The following is a 14,453-nucleotide window of genomic DNA, read 5'->3' on the forward strand; positions in this document are numbered from 1 at the left end:
GGTTGGCAAGCGTGGTCGACGAGCAGGTGTTCGCCGAGTACGCGCTGTTCGCGCTGCAACCGCAGCACACAGCGGAGGTCGCCTTCGCCCTCGGAGTGCCCAGGGCCGGCCGGCTGCTGTCGGCGGGACGCGGTGGCGCGGTGTTCCGCAGTGGTGGACCCGACCACTACGCCGAGGTGCGTGTGGAACTGTGGCCGCTACGGCCTCCCGTCACCGCCGGTGAGTGGGACGAGGTCGACGAGGCGCAGCTTGAGACGTCGGGCACCGAACTGCGGCTGGCCTCGCCCACCGCCTGGGTGGGCGACCACCCCGTGTTGCTGCCGGCTCCCGGCCGGTACCGGGTGCGTGCGGCCGCGGCAGGCCGAGAGGCGGCGCGTGCCCGCGGGGGTTCCGGTCCTCCGTACCCGTCCGGTCTTGAGCGCTGGCTTGTTCAGCTTTGGCCCGCCTGAGCGCGACGCGAGCACACCCGGACGACACCCCCGGCCGACGAGCGCATGCGGCTGGCCGGCACCGCCACCCACGCCAGCCAGTTGCGGCCCGCCCGGCGGCTCCGGCCGGCCCCGCGCGCCGGACGCAGGCGGGGCGCACCGAGCCCGCGTAGCCCGGCATGGTCGCCGCCGGAACGGGAACGTCAGGGCCGCCAGCGGGACCGACCGGGGAGGATGCGCCATGACCGACATGCCGGGCACCGGGGCCGGAAACGCCCCACCGCCGGCCGGCGGCGGCTTCGCCCTCGTGGAGATGTTCACCTCCCAGGGCTGCAACAGCTGCCCTCCCGCCGAGGACGTGCTGTCCGAGATCGACCGCGACGCCCGGGAGCGGGGGGAGCCCGTCTACGCGCTCGGTTTCCACGTCGACTACTGGGACCACCTGGGCTGGGCAGACCCGTTCGGCGCCGAGGCGCACACCCTGCGGCAGGAGGCGTACGCGCGCGCGTTCGGCTCCGGGGGGTTGTACACGCCGCAGATGATCGTCAACGGCGCCGTCGAGTTCGTCGGGTCCGACCGCCGGTTGGCTTCCTCGGCGATCACGTCCGCCCTCTCGGAGGCGGCCGCCACGCCCCTCGCGCTGTCGCTGCGGGACGGCGCCGAAGGCACGGGCGACGCGCGGCGGGTGGTGGTGGAGTATCAGGCCGGACGACTGCCGGAGCGGGCGGTGTTGAACGTGGCGGTCGTGGAACGCGGCCTGGAGAACGACGTCCCCCGTGGGGAGAACGCCGGGCGGCGCCTGCGGCAGGACAACGTCGTGCGCGCCTTCACGTCGACGCCGTTGAACGTCGAGCGCGGGCGGATCGAACTGGAGGTGCCGCCGGCTCTCGACCCGCGACGCGCCTCGGTGGTCGGTTACGTCCAGAACGACGGTGACAAGACCGTCGTCGGCGCCGCGTCCGTCGACGTGTCGGCGGGGCGGCGGGCATGACCGTGCGGCTTCCTCCCGTCGCCGTCGAGCGGTGGGTGAACTCCCCGCCGCTCACCCCGGACGATCTGCACGGCCGGGTGGTCCTGGTCGACATCTGGGAGTACACCTGCGTCAACTGGATCCGCACCGCTCCCTACGTCAAGGCGTGGCACCGCGACTACGCGGAGCTGGGGCTGACCGTCATCGGGGTGCACGCGCCCGAGTTCGAGTTCGGCCGGTGCCCCGAGAACATCGACCGGGCGGTCCGGGACCACGGGCTCACCTATCCCGTGGCGGTCGACAACGGCTACACGTTCTGGCGCGCCCTGCGTAACGACGCCTGGCCGGCGAAGTACCTCTTCGACGCGGACGGCCGGCTCGTCGACCGGTGGGTCGGCGAGGGCGCCTACGAACGGGTGGAGTCGGAGATCCGGCGGCTCCTGGAGGTCAGGGCGCCCCGTACTCGGCTGCCGCCGGTCAGCCCCGAGGCCACGACCTTCGCCACCACCGGCGAGCCCTCCTACGTCGGCATCACGCCCGAGACGTACCTCGGCGCAGACCGGGGGGTGCCGGGCACGTTCACGGTGACCGGCGACTGGCGCAGCGGCGGCGAGTACGTCGAACTGGCCGGCGGCACCGGGGAACTCTCCCTGCCCTTCAGCGCCGGCGAGGTGAACCTCGTCGTCGACCCCGGACCGGCCGGGCGGGCCGCGATCCAGGTGCTGCTCGACGGGAACCCGATCGGCGACGAGCGCGGCGCCGACGTCGGCCCGGACGCCGTGGCGCGGGTCGACCGCCCGCGCATGATCCGGCTCGTCGCCGACGCGTCCCGGGTCGACCACCTGCTGAGGCTCGTCACCGACGTACCCGGCTTCCGCGCGTACGTCTTCACCTTCGGCCCATAGGGCGATTCCTGACGATCGAGCACCCGGACGGATAGGCGGAGCGATGACCGAGAAGACTGAGAAGGCGATCCTGGCCGGCGGCTGCTTCTGGGGGATGCAGGACCTGATCCGGAAACGCCCCGGCGTGCTCGCCACCAGGGTCGGATACACCGGCGGGGACGTGCCGAACGCGACCTACCGCAACCATGGTTCGCACGCCGAGGCGATCGAGATCGTCTTCGACCCCGACCAACTGTCCTACCGGGACCTGCTCGAGTTCTTCTTCCAGGTCCACGACCCGACCACGAAGAACCGTCAGGGCAACGACGTGGGGCTCAGCTACCGGTCGGCCATCTTCTACACCGACGATCAGCAGCGGCGGGTCGCGGAGGACACGATCGCCGACGTCGACGCCTCCGGCCTGTGGCCGGGCAAGGTGGTCACCGAGGTCAGTCCCGCCGGCCCCTTCTGGGAGGCCGAGCCGGAACACCAGGACTACCTGGAGCGGAACCCCGGCGGCTACACCTGCCACTTCGTCCGGCCGGACTGGAAGCTCCCCCGCCGAGGGCAGCACGCCGCCTAGCCTCCGGCCCCGCGCGGGGGCCGGGCGTCCGATGACCCGACCGAGAAGGAGGCCCACGTGGCCGTCAGGACCCAGACGATGACCCGCCCGACCACCGACATCCGGCCGTTCCGGGTCGAGGTTCCGGAGGCGGATCTCCAGGCGCTGCGGGCACGCGTCGCGGCCACCCGCTGGCCCGAGAAGCAGACCGTCGAGGACCAGTCGCAGGGCGTGCCGCTCGAGACGAGCCAGGCGCTCGCGCGCTACTGGGAGAAGGAGTACGACTGGCGCAGGGTCGAGGCGAGGCTGAACGCCCTACCGAACTTCATCACCGAGATCGACGGGCTCGACATCCACTTCATCCACGTCCGGTCGAAACACGAGGACGCCCTGCCGCTCGTCGTCACGCACGGCTGGCCCGGCTCGATCATCGAGCAACTGAAGATCATCGGCCCACTCACCGACCCGACGGCGCACGGCGCGGACGCCTCGGACGCCTTCCACCTGGTGATCCCGTCGATGCCCGGCTACGGCTTCTCGGGCAAGCCCGACGCGCCCGGCTGGGGCCCCGAGCACGTCGCGCGGGCCTGGACCGAGCTGATGAAGCGCCTCGGCTACGACCGGTTCGTGGCGCAGGGCGGCGACTGGGGCGCGCTCATCACGGACATGCTGGGGTTGCAGGCGCCCGCGGAACTGGCCGGCATCCACACCAACATGCCCGGCGCGGTTCCGCCCGACATCGACGCGTTGCTCCAGTCCGACATCACCGGGGCGAACAACGCGCTGGCCTCGCTGCCGTCCGGCCTCTCGGACGAGGAACGGCGGGCGTGCGAGCAGCTCGACTTCTTCTGGAAGCACTCCGCCTACGCCCTGATGATGGCGACGCGCCCGGAGACGCTGACCGGATTCGCGGACTCGCCCGTCGCCCTGGCGAGCTACATGATCGACCACGACGCCGCCAGCCTGGGGCTGATCTGCCGGACCTTCGCCGGCGAACCCGTGGGCATCACCCGGGACGACGTCCTCGACAACGTGACGCTCTTCTGGCTGACCAACACGGGCGTCTCCGCGGCGCGCCTCTACTGGGAGAACAAGCTCTCCTTCTTCGCCGCCAAGGGGGTCTCCGTACCCGCCGCCGTGAGCGTCTTCCCCGACGAGCTGTACCAGACGCCGAGGAGCTGGGCGGAGCGGGCGTATCCCAATCTGATCCACTACAACCGGCTCGACAGGGGTGGGCACTTCGCCGCCTGGGAGCAGCCGCAACTGCTGTCGGAAGAGCTCCGCGCCGCGTTCCGGTCGCTGCGTTAGCCCGCCGACCCGCACCTGCGCACCCACCTCTGTCGGCGGGTCCGGACAGCTCACCTCCGAGCTGTCCGGACCCGCCGATCCACACGTCTTCACTTAGGGCTTGACCTAACCTTTGTCCGCCCGCATACTTAGGTACATGCCTAAGCGATCTGGCGACGGAGCCGGGGAGGTCGGCGCGGAGCTGGACGACGTCTTCCATGCGCTGTCGGACCCCACCCGTCGCCGGGTCGTCGAACGCCTCAGCCAGGGGCCGGCGACGACCAGCGAGCTGGCCGGCCCGTTCGACATGGCGCTGCCGTCGTTCACCCAGCACCTGCGCGTCCTCGAGCGCGCCGGCCTGGTGACGTCGGAGAAGCAGGGACGGGTGCGCACCTACCGGCTCGCGCCCGAGCCGCTCGACCGCGTGGACACCTGGCTCGCCGAGCGGCGCGCACTGTGGACCCGGCGCCTCGATCAACTGGACGCACTTCTCTACGACCTGAAGGAGCAGCAGAAATGACCGCGTACACCCCGGACCCGAAGCTCGACCTCGTCCTGGAGCGCACCGTCGACGTCCCGCCCGAGCTGGTCTGGAAGGCCTGGACCACGCCCGAGCTGCTCGTGAAGTGGTTCGCCCCGAAGCCCTGGTCGACCTCGTCCTGCGAGATCGACCTGCGCCCCGGCGGCAGGTTCCACACCGTCATGCGCTCGCCGGAGGGCGAGGAGTACCCGAACACCGGCTGCATCCTGGTGGCCGAGGAGAACCGGACGCTGGTCTTCACCTCCGCGCTGGGCCCCGACTTCCGCCCCCAGCCCGCCGGGGACGACTTCCCGTTCACCGCGGTCCTCAGCCTCGAGCGGGCCGGCAACGGCACGAAGTACACCGCCACGGCGATCCACGCCGACGCCGCGGCGAAGAAGTCGCACGAGGAGATGGGCTTCGTCGAGGGCTGGGGCGCGGCGCTGGACCAACTGGTCGAGGTCACGAAGGCCCTCTGACGGACGCGACGGGCGGGCGACCGGCAGGCCGGTCGCCCGCCCCGCGCACCGGGACGGCGACGGCGCCTTTCCTAGCCGGCCGAGGCGGCACCGCGCCGGCCGGCCAGCACGGCGGCGAGCACGCCCACACCCTCCTCGATGTCCGACACCGTGTTGGCCGCGTAGCCGAGGACCAGCCCCGGCGGGTGCGGGCGCTGGCAGTGCCACGACAGCGGCTGCACCTTCACCCCGCGCTCCAACGCGGCCGCCGCCACCTCCGTGTCCGCCACCGCGCCGTCCAGCGTGACCGTCAGGTGCAGCCCGGCCGCCGCCCCCTGCACCGTCGCCCCCGGCACGTTCCGGACGATGGCGGCGACCATCGCGTCGCGCCGCCGCACGTGCCGTCGCCGCAGCAGCCGCAGCTGCCGCTCCAGCGCGCCCGAGGCCATCAGCTCGGCCAGCACCAGTTGCGGCAGCACCGCGTTGCCCAGGTCGGCGTTGCGCTTGGCGTCGACCACCGCGTCGCGGTGGCGCGGCGGAACCAGCAGCCAGCCGATCCGCAGGGCCGGCGCGAGCAACTTCGACACGCTGCCGGCGTAGCAGACGTGGTCGGGCAGCATGGCGCGCAGGGCGGGCACCGGGGGTCGGTCGTAGCGATGCTCGGCGTCGTAGTCGTCCTCGATGACCAGCCCGCCGGCCCGGGCCCACGCCGCGAGCTGACGGCGACGGTCACCGTCGAGGACCACCCCGGTCGGGAACTGGTGTGCCGGGGTCACCATCACCGCCGGCGCGCCGCTCGCGGCCAGCTCGTCGACCCGCAGTCCCGCGGCGTCGACCGCCACCGGCGGGGTGGTGACGCGCCAGTTGTTCAGGTGTTGCCGCACGCCGAGCGAGCCCGGGTCCTCCACGGCGACGGTGTCGACGCCGTGCGGGCGCAGGGCCTGGGCCAGCAGCCCCAGCGCCTGGGAGACGCCCGTCGTCACGATCACCTCGGCGGGGTCGACGGCGATTCCCCGGCTGCGGGCCAGCCAGGCCGCGACGGCCCGCCGCAGCGCGGGCGCGCCACGCGGGTCGCCGTAGCCGAAGTCCGGCGCGGCCAGGTGTCGCAGCACGGTCCGCTCGGCGCGCAGCCAGTCCGCCCGGGGAAAGGCCGCCAGATCGGGTACGCCGGGCGTGAGGTCGATCCGCGCGGGCGCCGTGCGCACGGCGTCGAAGATCCCGGTGCCCGGCGCGGGCGGGAAGAGCGCGGCCGGCGGGGGCGCGGCGGCCGGGCCCGGCGGCGCGGGCGCTGCCGCCGGCGCGGCCACGACCACGGTGCCCGCGCGCCCCCGGCCGGCGACGTGGCCGTCCTCCACCATCCGCTGGTACGCCTCCACGACGACGCCCCGGGAGACGCCGAGGTCGGCGGCGAGCACCCGGGTGGCGGGCAGGCGACCGCCGACGGGAAGCCGCCCGTCGGCGACGGCCCGCCGGAGCTGGTCGGCGAGCCAGTCGGCGCGGCGACCGGGCGGCGCGTCCGCGATGTCGAGGTGAAGGAAGTCCGACCCGGCGGTTATGGACCCCTCGGGTGGGTCTGGTTTGGCCCTGCTCATCGGACCATCCTGGCAGCAGAGTGGGAGGCGTCGCCACACCCGACCACTCCCCGAGAGGACGACGATGACCGTCGCTTTCCTGATCACCTCGCTCGTCGTGGCCGCCACCCCCGGCACCGGCACGCTCTACACGCTCGCCGCCGGGTTGAGCCGGGGCGCCCGCGCGGGGCTGCTCGCCGCCGCCGGCTGCACGCTGGGGGTCGCCCCGCACCTGGCGGCGGCCGTCACCGGCCTGGCCGCGCTGCTGCACTCCAACGCGGCGGCGTTCCAGGTGCTCAAGTACGTCGGGGTCGCCTACCTGCTCTACCTGGCCTGGGTGACGTGGCGGGACCGGAGCGGGTTCACGGTCGACGCGGCGGAGCCCGCACCGTCGGCCGCCCGGGTGATCGGGGTGGCGGTGCTGTCGAACCTGCTCAACCCGAAGCTGACCCTCTTCTTCGTCGCGTTCCTGCCGCAGTTCGTCCGCGCTGACGAGCCGGACCAGGTCGCCCGGATGCTCGGGCTGGGCGCGGTGTTCATGCTGATCACCTTCGTGGTGTTCGCCGCGTACGGGATTCTCGCCGGCACCGTCCGCGACCGGGTGCTGGCCCGGCCGGCGGTCACCCGCTGGCTGCGCCGCGGCTTCGCCGGCTCGTTCGTCGCGCTCGGGCTGCTGCTGGCCCGCGCCGAGGCCTGAGGAGGACGCGACCGTGTACTTCCAGCACTCCCCCGAGGTCTGGGCCGCACACCCCGGGCTCGTCGCCGGGATCCTGTACGCCGAGGGCGTCGGCGGCCCGCCCCGCGCCGGGCTGCCGCTGGGCGACCTGCACGCGGTGGCCCGGGACCGGCTGGCCGGCGGCACCGAGGCGAGCTTCCCGGAGATCCAGGCATGGCGGCGGGCGTTCTCCCGGATGGGGCTGGCCCCGACAAGGTACCGGTGCGCGGCGGAGTCGCTGCTGCGGCGGCTGCGCACCGAGGGCGACCTGCCCGAGGTCCATCCGCTGGTCGACCTGGGCAACGCCGTGTCCGCCGCGTACGCCATCCCGGTCGGCATCCTCGACGTGCCGCGGGTCGGCGGCGGGATCGAGGTGCGGCCGGCGCGGGGCGACGAGCGCTACCTGACCTTCGCCGGCGCCGAGGAGCACCCGGACCCGGGCGAGGTGATCTTCGCGGACCCCCAGGGGCGGGCGCACGCCCGGCGCTGGACCAACCGGCAGAGTGGCTGGTCGGCGGTGCGCGAGGACACCGCGACCGTCCTGGTGGTGGTCGAGGCCATGCACGAGGGGGCGGAACGGGACGTGCCCGTCGTGCTCGACGCGATCGGCCGCGAGCTGCGGCGCGGTTGGTCCGCGCCGTGCCGAAGCGCCCTGCTGAGCCCGGCCGCTCCACGCGTCGAGTTCTGAGCGCCCCGGCTCCGATCGGAGGGACGGTCAGATGTTCGACGAGTCGGCCGGCACGTCGGCCGGGAGCAGGGGCGCCCCGACCGGCGTGCCCGGCCCCCGGCAGGACGGGCCGACCGTGTACGCCGCCGGCATCACCGTGGGAACGATCTCGCCGCCCATGCTGCCCTCCCGACCCGTCGACGGATCGAGCGTAGCCAGCCGGACACGAGCGGTGACGACGTGCTGGCCGACCGCGCGGCGACCCCGCCCGACGTGGCCGAACAGCCGCCGGTCGGCCCCGCGTCAGCTCGGCAACTCGCGCCAGGCCGGGTGGTTGCCGCGCCAGGCACCGGCGAGGATGACCGCCGAGGCCCGTCCGGGGCACTCCTGCACCCGGGAGCGGCCGGACGCGCCGCCGATCTGCACCTGTACGTCCCAGCGCTGCCCGTCCGTGCGGATGTACACGTCCCGGCGCCCACGCTGGGACGTGTCGCCGTTCCACCAGTGCTTCTCGACCCTCACCCGCCGACCGTATAGCAATTCGGCCGCGGACGGCACAGCGCCCGCGTCGCCTTTACCGGACCGACACCCTCGACGGGCTCTTCGACACGCCCACGGCAGATCACCCGGATCCATCCGGTGCACATCGTGCGGCACCGGCGGCACCGGTCAGGCGGACTCCCCCGCCGCCAGGAAGCGGTAGCCGGGAACGGTCTCGGTGAACCAACCGTTCACGCTGGCCAGCCCGCGCTCGTTGAGCTGGGCGTCGTGGATCGGGAACACCCGCCGCGCCCCGGCGGCGCGGGCGAAGTCGATCGCCTCCGTGAGCTTCAACCAGGACGCCTGGGCCGGGACGAGCAGGGTCCGCACCGGCCGGTCCGGCGGGTGCAGCGAGTCCCCCGGGTGGTAGACCTCGTCGCCGACGAGGTAGCCCAGGTTGGCGCAGTCGGGCTGGCCACCGTGGATGCTGGCGTGCCGGCCGCCGAGCGCCGTCACGGCGAGGCCCGCGGCGGTGAACCGCTGCCCGGCGCGCACCCGGGTCACGGGTAGCGGGACCAGGTCGGGCAGCGCCGCGCCCTCGGGCGCGAAGACCGGCACCCCCAGGCCGGCCAGCCGGAGCACGTCGACGTGGTCGGTGTGCTCGTGGGTGACCAGCACGGCGTCCGCGCCGGCCAGGGCGCGTGGCTCGCTCCACGTGCCGGGATCGATGACCAGCACGCCGCCGTCGTGCTCCAGCCGGACGCAGGAGTGGGTGAACTTGGTGATCCGCACCGCCCGACCGTACGCCGGGCGGTGCGCGACCGTCAGCCCTCCCCGACGGCCTGGTCGAACTCGGCGGGGCCGATCTCACCCTCGCGCAGCCGGCGGGCGTTCGCGGCGAACCGGCCGATCGCCCGGCCCCGCGCCGCCGCGCCCGGATCCGGGACGCCGTCCGGGTCGAGGTCGGCGCACTCGTCGGCGACCTGCCGGGGATCGTCGGGGTCCGGGGTCTCGCCGTGCAGCCGCCGCAGCGCCGCGCGCAGCCGGGCGTCCGCCGCCTCGCTCGTGCCCCACGCCCGGGCCAGCTCGACCGTGCGGCCCAGGGTGTCCTCGCCGGGCTTCTCCTCCCGCAGGGCGGCCCGCATCATCCGGAGGAACCGTACGGTGGTCGCGTCCGCGTCGTCCATGATCATGCCCGCAGGGTAGCGGCAGCCTGTGACACCCGGTCGTGTCCGGTGTGGTCGGCGGACGCGGGTGGGCGGCCCCGCCTACCGGCCGACCGGGGACTTCGCGGCGGCCGCCACGATCGCGTCCTGCTCGGCGTCGTCCAGCAGCCCGGACCTCACGAGCCCCTCCGTGACCGCGGCGACGTGCGCGAGGAACGCGCCGTGGCTGTCCCAGCGCGCCTCGTCGCGGATCAGGTCGTTGACCGTGCACCCGTCCTCGGCGTACCGGTTGGGCACCGCGGTCCCGGCGCCCGCGTACACGTGGGGGCGCAGGTCCGAGCGGGGGCAGGCGTCCGCCTCGGGCACGTAGCGCAGCAGGTGCGAGCCGTACTGGACCGCCCGGTTGGGCGCCTTGACCCCGTTGCGGAACCACAGGTCGCCCCGGCCGTCCTGGGTCAGTCGGTAGGTCTGCGCGTCCCGGATCACCCGCACCGCCTTCGACAGTGGGTCGATCTTGAGCAGGTAGCCGTCGAGCGCGGCGTAGACGTGCTCGTCGGCGGCGCTGACCACCAGCTCGTCGGCCACCCCGGAGTAGCCGCCCGGCACGTCGAAGCGGTGCGTCACCGCGCCGGTCGCCGGGTCGAGCACGAAGACCTCGCCGTCGGCGAGGCCCCAGACCATGCCGTCCGGCCCGGCGACGACCGAGGTGATCGCGTCGGCGCCCGGCACGGGGGTGTACTCGGCCGTCTTCTCGCCGGTCGCCAGGTCGGCGGTGAACACCTTCGCCTCGGCGGCCCGCGGCGCGGTGCCCCCACCACCGCTGACGGTCGTGCCGGCCCAGAGCCGGTCGCCGACCACGGCCAGGCTGATCACGCCCTGGTCCGCGACGATGTCCCGGTGCGTGACGCGGGCGCCGGTCGCGGTGTCGTACACGGTCAGCGCGCCGCCCCAGAGGCCGTAGTCGGGCGTGCTGCCGACGTAGACCCGGCTGCCGGCGGAGGCGAAGGCGATCGGCCGGTTCTGGCCCTCCGGTTGCAGCCGGAACAGCTCGCGCGGGTTCGTGCCGAGCCGGTACGGCCGGGTCGGGTCGTAGACGAGCACCCCGCCGTACGGGTAGACGCCCTGGTACATCTTGCCGCCGTGCCAGCCGAATCCGTCGGCCTGCCCGAGCCGGCCGACGTTGGCGGCGGCGCCGGTGGCCGGGTCGAGCACCGCGAGGTTGCCGTTGATGTAGAGATTCGTCCAGATGCGACCGTCCGGCCCGGCGGTGATGTTGTTGATGTCCAGCGCCTGCGGCGGGAACGGCAGCCGGTAGCGCTCGCTGGCGCCGGTGGCCGGGTCGTACCGCAGGGCCTGCCCGCCGTAGTTGCCGATGACGGCGTGGAGCTGGCCGTCCAGGAAGCCGAACCCGATCCCCGCGCCGTCGCTGAGCACCGGTTGGCCCGCGGCGTCGCGCGCCGGCCCGACGGTGTCGGTCGGCAGGTCGTAACGCCACAGTTGCGCGCCGGAGGTGAAGTAGACCGACCGGCCGTCGGGGGCGAGCGGCGACGTGCCCCGCGAGCCCATGGTGAAGCCGTCGGCCAGGACTGCGCCGGTGTCGGGGTCGAGGACGAGTCCCTGGAGCTTGTTGCGCTTGACGAAGAGTTTCCCGCCGACGAGGTTGATGTCGTACGGGTAGTTGGCGTCGCCGCGCAGCGCCTCCGGCCAGATGTCGCGCTTCTCCCCGGTGGTCAGGTCGAGGCGGACGAGATGACCGGCGGTGCCGACGGCCGCCCAGAGGACGTCGCGCGCGGGGTCCACCGCCACGTCGACGACGTACTGCTCGCCGGCGTACATCCGGCCGTGGTCGCGGAAGCCCTCGCCGGGGGCGTAGGAGAAGACGTGCGCCCCGGGGTAGGTGCCGCCGTAGACCCGGCCGTCTGCGCCGGGACGCAGGCCGTAGAGGACGGTCTGCCCCGGCACCGGCGCGCCGAGGTCCACGGTGGCCCGGGTGTCCGGGTCGTACGAGTAGAGGTGGGCGTTCGGGTAGCTGCCCGCGTACACGGTGCCGTCGGCGGTCTGGGTGATGCCCCAGGCGCCGGAGGAGTCGGGCAGGTAGGCCGTGTCGAGCAGTTCGCGGGTCACCGGATCGGTCACGCTGAGCACCCCGGGCGAGCCCATCTGCACCCCGTAGACGACCGGGCGACCGCCGGCGCCGGTGCCGTGGTGGGCCTCGAACACGGTCAGGGCGGTCTGCTGGACCCCGAAATCCGTGACGGCACCGGGAACGGTGGCGGCCGGCTCGGCCGCGGCGGGGGCGGGCAGCAGGGCGACGGCCAGCGACAGGGCGACGGCGGGCACGAGGGGACGACGTAACGGCGACAAGGCGCGACCTCCACGTTCGACGATGCGGGCACCCTATTACGGTGGTGGCCGGAATTCCAGAGGCGCGGATGGATGTCCGCTCGACGTGACCGAAGCGATGCCACAGGGCTCGACACCACGCGACCGCGTGGTGCGCTGTGCCGGTTAGAGCCCTGACCGAAACGTGATCCCGGCGGCGAGGCCCTGCTCACCGCCGCCCCGGACGGTTCGGCGCTCTACGGGCTGCGCGGCCGCAACCTGGTCCGCGTCCAGCTCTAGGCGCCCGTACGGAGCGCGGCGGGCCGGTGATCCTGCTGGGATCACCGGCCCGCTTCGCGTCCGCCCCGGTCAGCCCGTCACGGTGACCCGGTGCAGGTGCTCGCCGGACCCGAGGAAGAGCCGGCCGTCCGGATGTACGGCGAGGAACTCCGCCGGCTGGTCCAGCAGTTGCCGCGTCGTGCCCGCGGCCGGGTCGGCCTGGACCAGCAGCCGCCCGCCGACCAGCGCGTACAGCAGGTGGCGCGTGGCGTCGTAGCCCAGCCTGCCGCGGCTGTCGGACACCCCGGGGGCGAGGGTGACGCGCCGCACCACCGCGCGGGCGGCCACGTCGACGGCGAAGAGCTGCCCGCCGGCCAGCCCCCAGAGCAGGCCCGAGCGGTCCACCGCCAGCGCCGGGATCGCCCGCGCGCCCGGCACCGGGACGAACTCGAACGCCGGGGCGTCGGTCGCGACGTCCCAGCCGAACAGCCGCGCCTCGGTCTGGGTGGGCCGCGGCACGCTGTACCCGCCGTCGATCGAGGTGCCGCCCACGACCAGGCCGTTGACGTGGGCCAGGCTGACGATCGACTGGTCGGTCACCACCGGCCGGTGCACGCGGGCCGCGCCGGTCGTCTTGTCCACGATGGCCAGCGCCCCGCCGAGGGTGGTGTTGGGCATGGTGCCGTAGGCGACCTTCTCCCCCGCGTCGGTCAGCGCCCGCGCCCGCACCTGGTCGGCGGCCTTCAGGTCGAGCAGCTTGACGGGGTTGTCGGGGCTGCCGGGCAGGCCGGGCGAGTACTCGGGGCTGCTCCACGGCTTCGCCGGGTCGTACCGGTAGAGCCGGGAGTCCGGATAGGCACCGAGCCAGACCCGGCCGCCGGTCTCCAGGACGCTCTCCACCTGGGCGAAGCGCTGGAAGGTCGACACCCCGGTGTCCGGGTCGACCCGGGCGAGGCCGCCGTTGAGGTAGCCGCCGACCCAGACGGTGCCGGTCGGGCCGACGTGCAGCGCCGCGATCGGGATCGGCTCGCCGGGCACGTCCGTCGGCACCACGTCGGCGCGGCCGGTCACCGGGTTCCAGCGGAACATGTCGCCGCGCCAGAGCAGCCCGACCAGCGTGCGGCCCGGCCAGTCGCGGTCGGCGAGGGTGACCCAGCCGATGCCCCGGTTGTTGACCACCCGGCCGGGGAAGACCAGCGGGGTGTCGGCGAACGTGCGGGTGCCCGGGTGGTAGCCGGTGAGCCGGCCGGCGCGGGTGAGGTAGACCAGGCCGCCGGGGCCGGGCGCGGAGACGTCCAGGCCGGCGACGTCGTCGATCAGGTCCGTCCACCGCCGGGCGGCGATGTCGTAGACGCCGAGCCGGCCGTTGATGGCGGAGCCGAACCGGGCGTAGACCCGCCCGTCGTGGGCGTTCAGGTCGTACACCGTCTGACCGGCGCCGGTGCCGAGCCCGTCGGGCAGCGGCAGTTCGCGGCGCTCCCCGGTGACCTTGTCGATCTCGACGACGTGGGCGTCCGGCTGGGTGCCGGCGTAGATCTTGTCGGCGGTGACGGCGAGGCTGCGGACGTACTGCGCGCCGGGGAGCACCCGGCCGTAGTCCCGGATCGCCCCGGTGGCCGGGTCGCGGGAGAAGACCCGCGCGCCGGGGAAGGTGCCGCCGTACACCACGCCCGCGTCGTCCACGGCGATCCGCCAGATGTACGTCTCCGACGGCAGCGGCCGGCCGAGGTTCTCCACCGGGCTGTCCGGGCCGGGCCGACGGCGGTACAGGTCGCCGGTGTTGTACGCGCCGACGTAGACGGTGCCGTCGGGGGCGGCGGCCACCGCGTACGAGCCGGGCGCGCCGGTGACTTCCTGGTCGGAGACCGTCCGGCCGGTCGCCGGGTCGATCGCGGCGAGCCGGGCCGGCTCGCCGGAGACCGCCGACCACAGCACCGGTGTCCCGTCCGGCCCGGGGGCGACGGTCCCGCCGATGAGCAGGACGTCGCGTAGCGGGATGCCGAAGGGGTCGACGGTCACCCCGGGCGCGGCCTGATCCGCCGACGCGGGACGCGCGGGCCAGGCGGCGGGGACGGCCGGTGCCACCGCGAGGGCGGCGGCGTAGCGGATCAACGTGCGGCGGTTCGTCATCAGCGCCTGCTCCT

Annotated in this window: 16 protein-coding genes; 9 read left to right on the plus strand and 7 right to left on the minus strand. The window is 74.1% G+C overall.

What is annotated here, in order from left to right; all coding sequences use genetic code 11:
- Nucleotides 1-11 precede the first annotated feature (11 nt).
- The 7 genes from ACSNOB_RS03715 (at nucleotide 12) to ACSNOB_RS03745 (ending at nucleotide 5,130) form a co-directional block, all read left to right on the plus strand.
- Nucleotides 12-449 carry a hypothetical protein gene (locus ACSNOB_RS03715; RefSeq protein WP_436685171.1) on the plus strand — a complete coding sequence of 146 codons (438 nt, stop codon included), beginning with the start codon at nucleotides 12-14 and terminating at the stop codon, nucleotides 447-449.
- A gap of 220 nt (nucleotides 450-669) precedes the next feature.
- Nucleotides 670-1,419 (plus strand): DUF1223 domain-containing protein, encoded by a 750-nt coding sequence (locus ACSNOB_RS03720; RefSeq protein WP_436685172.1) that lies wholly within the window; start codon nucleotides 670-672, stop codon nucleotides 1,417-1,419.
- A complete protein-coding gene (locus ACSNOB_RS03725; protein ID WP_436685173.1) occupies nucleotides 1,416-2,303 on the plus strand; it encodes a redoxin family protein in 888 nt (295 codons plus the stop codon). Before ACSNOB_RS03720 ends, ACSNOB_RS03725 begins: the two co-directional genes overlap by 4 nt.
- Nucleotides 2,304-2,346: 43 nt before the next feature.
- A complete protein-coding gene (msrA, locus tag ACSNOB_RS03730; RefSeq protein WP_436685174.1) occupies nucleotides 2,347-2,865 on the plus strand; it encodes a peptide-methionine (S)-S-oxide reductase MsrA in 519 nt (172 codons plus the stop codon).
- A 57-nt stretch (nucleotides 2,866-2,922) separates the two neighbouring features.
- Entirely contained in the window at nucleotides 2,923-4,152 is a 1,230-nt protein-coding gene (locus ACSNOB_RS03735) for an epoxide hydrolase family protein (RefSeq protein ID WP_436685175.1), read from the plus strand.
- Nucleotides 4,153-4,288: 136 nt separating this feature from the next.
- Entirely contained in the window at nucleotides 4,289-4,651 is a 363-nt protein-coding gene (locus ACSNOB_RS03740) for an ArsR/SmtB family transcription factor (RefSeq protein ID WP_436685176.1), read from the plus strand.
- Entirely contained in the window at nucleotides 4,648-5,130 is a 483-nt protein-coding gene (locus ACSNOB_RS03745; RefSeq protein WP_436685177.1) for an SRPBCC family protein, read from the plus strand. Before ACSNOB_RS03740 ends, ACSNOB_RS03745 begins: the two co-directional genes overlap by 4 nt.
- A 71-nt stretch (nucleotides 5,131-5,201) precedes the next feature.
- Here the strand turns inward: ACSNOB_RS03745 and ACSNOB_RS03750 are convergent, their stop codons facing one another.
- Nucleotides 5,202-6,701, minus strand: a complete 1,500-nt coding sequence (locus tag ACSNOB_RS03750) for a PLP-dependent aminotransferase family protein (RefSeq protein ID WP_436685178.1) — start codon at nucleotides 6,699-6,701, stop codon at nucleotides 5,202-5,204.
- A gap of 64 nt (nucleotides 6,702-6,765) precedes the next feature.
- Between ACSNOB_RS03750 and ACSNOB_RS03755 the strand changes: the two genes are divergently transcribed.
- On the plus strand, nucleotides 6,766-7,377 hold the full coding sequence (locus ACSNOB_RS03755; RefSeq protein ID WP_436685179.1) for a LysE family translocator: 612 nt from the start codon (nucleotides 6,766-6,768) through the stop codon (nucleotides 7,375-7,377).
- A gap of 13 nt (nucleotides 7,378-7,390) precedes the next feature.
- Nucleotides 7,391-8,083 (plus strand): B3/B4 domain-containing protein, encoded by a 693-nt coding sequence (locus ACSNOB_RS03760; RefSeq protein WP_436685180.1) that lies wholly within the window; start codon nucleotides 7,391-7,393, stop codon nucleotides 8,081-8,083.
- 27 nt (nucleotides 8,084-8,110) lie between these two features.
- Here the strand turns inward: ACSNOB_RS03760 and ACSNOB_RS03765 are convergent, their stop codons facing one another.
- The 6 genes from ACSNOB_RS03765 to ACSNOB_RS03790 all read right to left on the minus strand — a co-directional run bounded on the left by ACSNOB_RS03765 (nucleotide 8,111) and on the right by ACSNOB_RS03790 (nucleotide 14,439).
- The gene (locus ACSNOB_RS03765) at nucleotides 8,111-8,242 is read right to left on the minus strand and encodes a hypothetical protein (RefSeq protein WP_436685181.1); all 132 of its coding nucleotides are present in this window, start codon (nucleotides 8,240-8,242) and stop codon (nucleotides 8,111-8,113) included.
- A gap of 123 nt (nucleotides 8,243-8,365) precedes the next feature.
- A complete protein-coding gene (locus ACSNOB_RS03770) occupies nucleotides 8,366-8,584 on the minus strand; it encodes a hypothetical protein (protein ID WP_393110865.1) in 219 nt (72 codons plus the stop codon).
- Between the two features lie 147 nt (nucleotides 8,585-8,731).
- Entirely contained in the window at nucleotides 8,732-9,334 is a 603-nt protein-coding gene (locus tag ACSNOB_RS03775) for an MBL fold metallo-hydrolase (RefSeq protein ID WP_436685182.1), read from the minus strand.
- 32 nt (nucleotides 9,335-9,366) lie between these two features.
- Complete coding sequence (locus ACSNOB_RS03780) at nucleotides 9,367-9,735, minus strand: hypothetical protein (protein ID WP_436685183.1); 369 nt, start codon at nucleotides 9,733-9,735, stop codon at nucleotides 9,367-9,369.
- 75 nt (nucleotides 9,736-9,810) lie between these two features.
- Nucleotides 9,811-12,048, minus strand: a complete 2,238-nt coding sequence (locus ACSNOB_RS03785; protein WP_436685184.1) for an outer membrane protein assembly factor BamB family protein — start codon at nucleotides 12,046-12,048, stop codon at nucleotides 9,811-9,813.
- A 351-nt stretch (nucleotides 12,049-12,399) separates the two neighbouring features.
- Complete coding sequence (locus tag ACSNOB_RS03790; protein ID WP_436685185.1) at nucleotides 12,400-14,439, minus strand: hypothetical protein; 2,040 nt, start codon at nucleotides 14,437-14,439, stop codon at nucleotides 12,400-12,402.
- Nucleotides 14,440-14,453: the final 14 nt, after the last annotated feature.

Origin of the sequence: Micromonospora sp. URMC 106 (genome assembly GCF_051386395.1) — a bacterium.
GTDB lineage: Bacteria > Actinomycetota > Actinomycetes > Mycobacteriales > Micromonosporaceae > Micromonospora.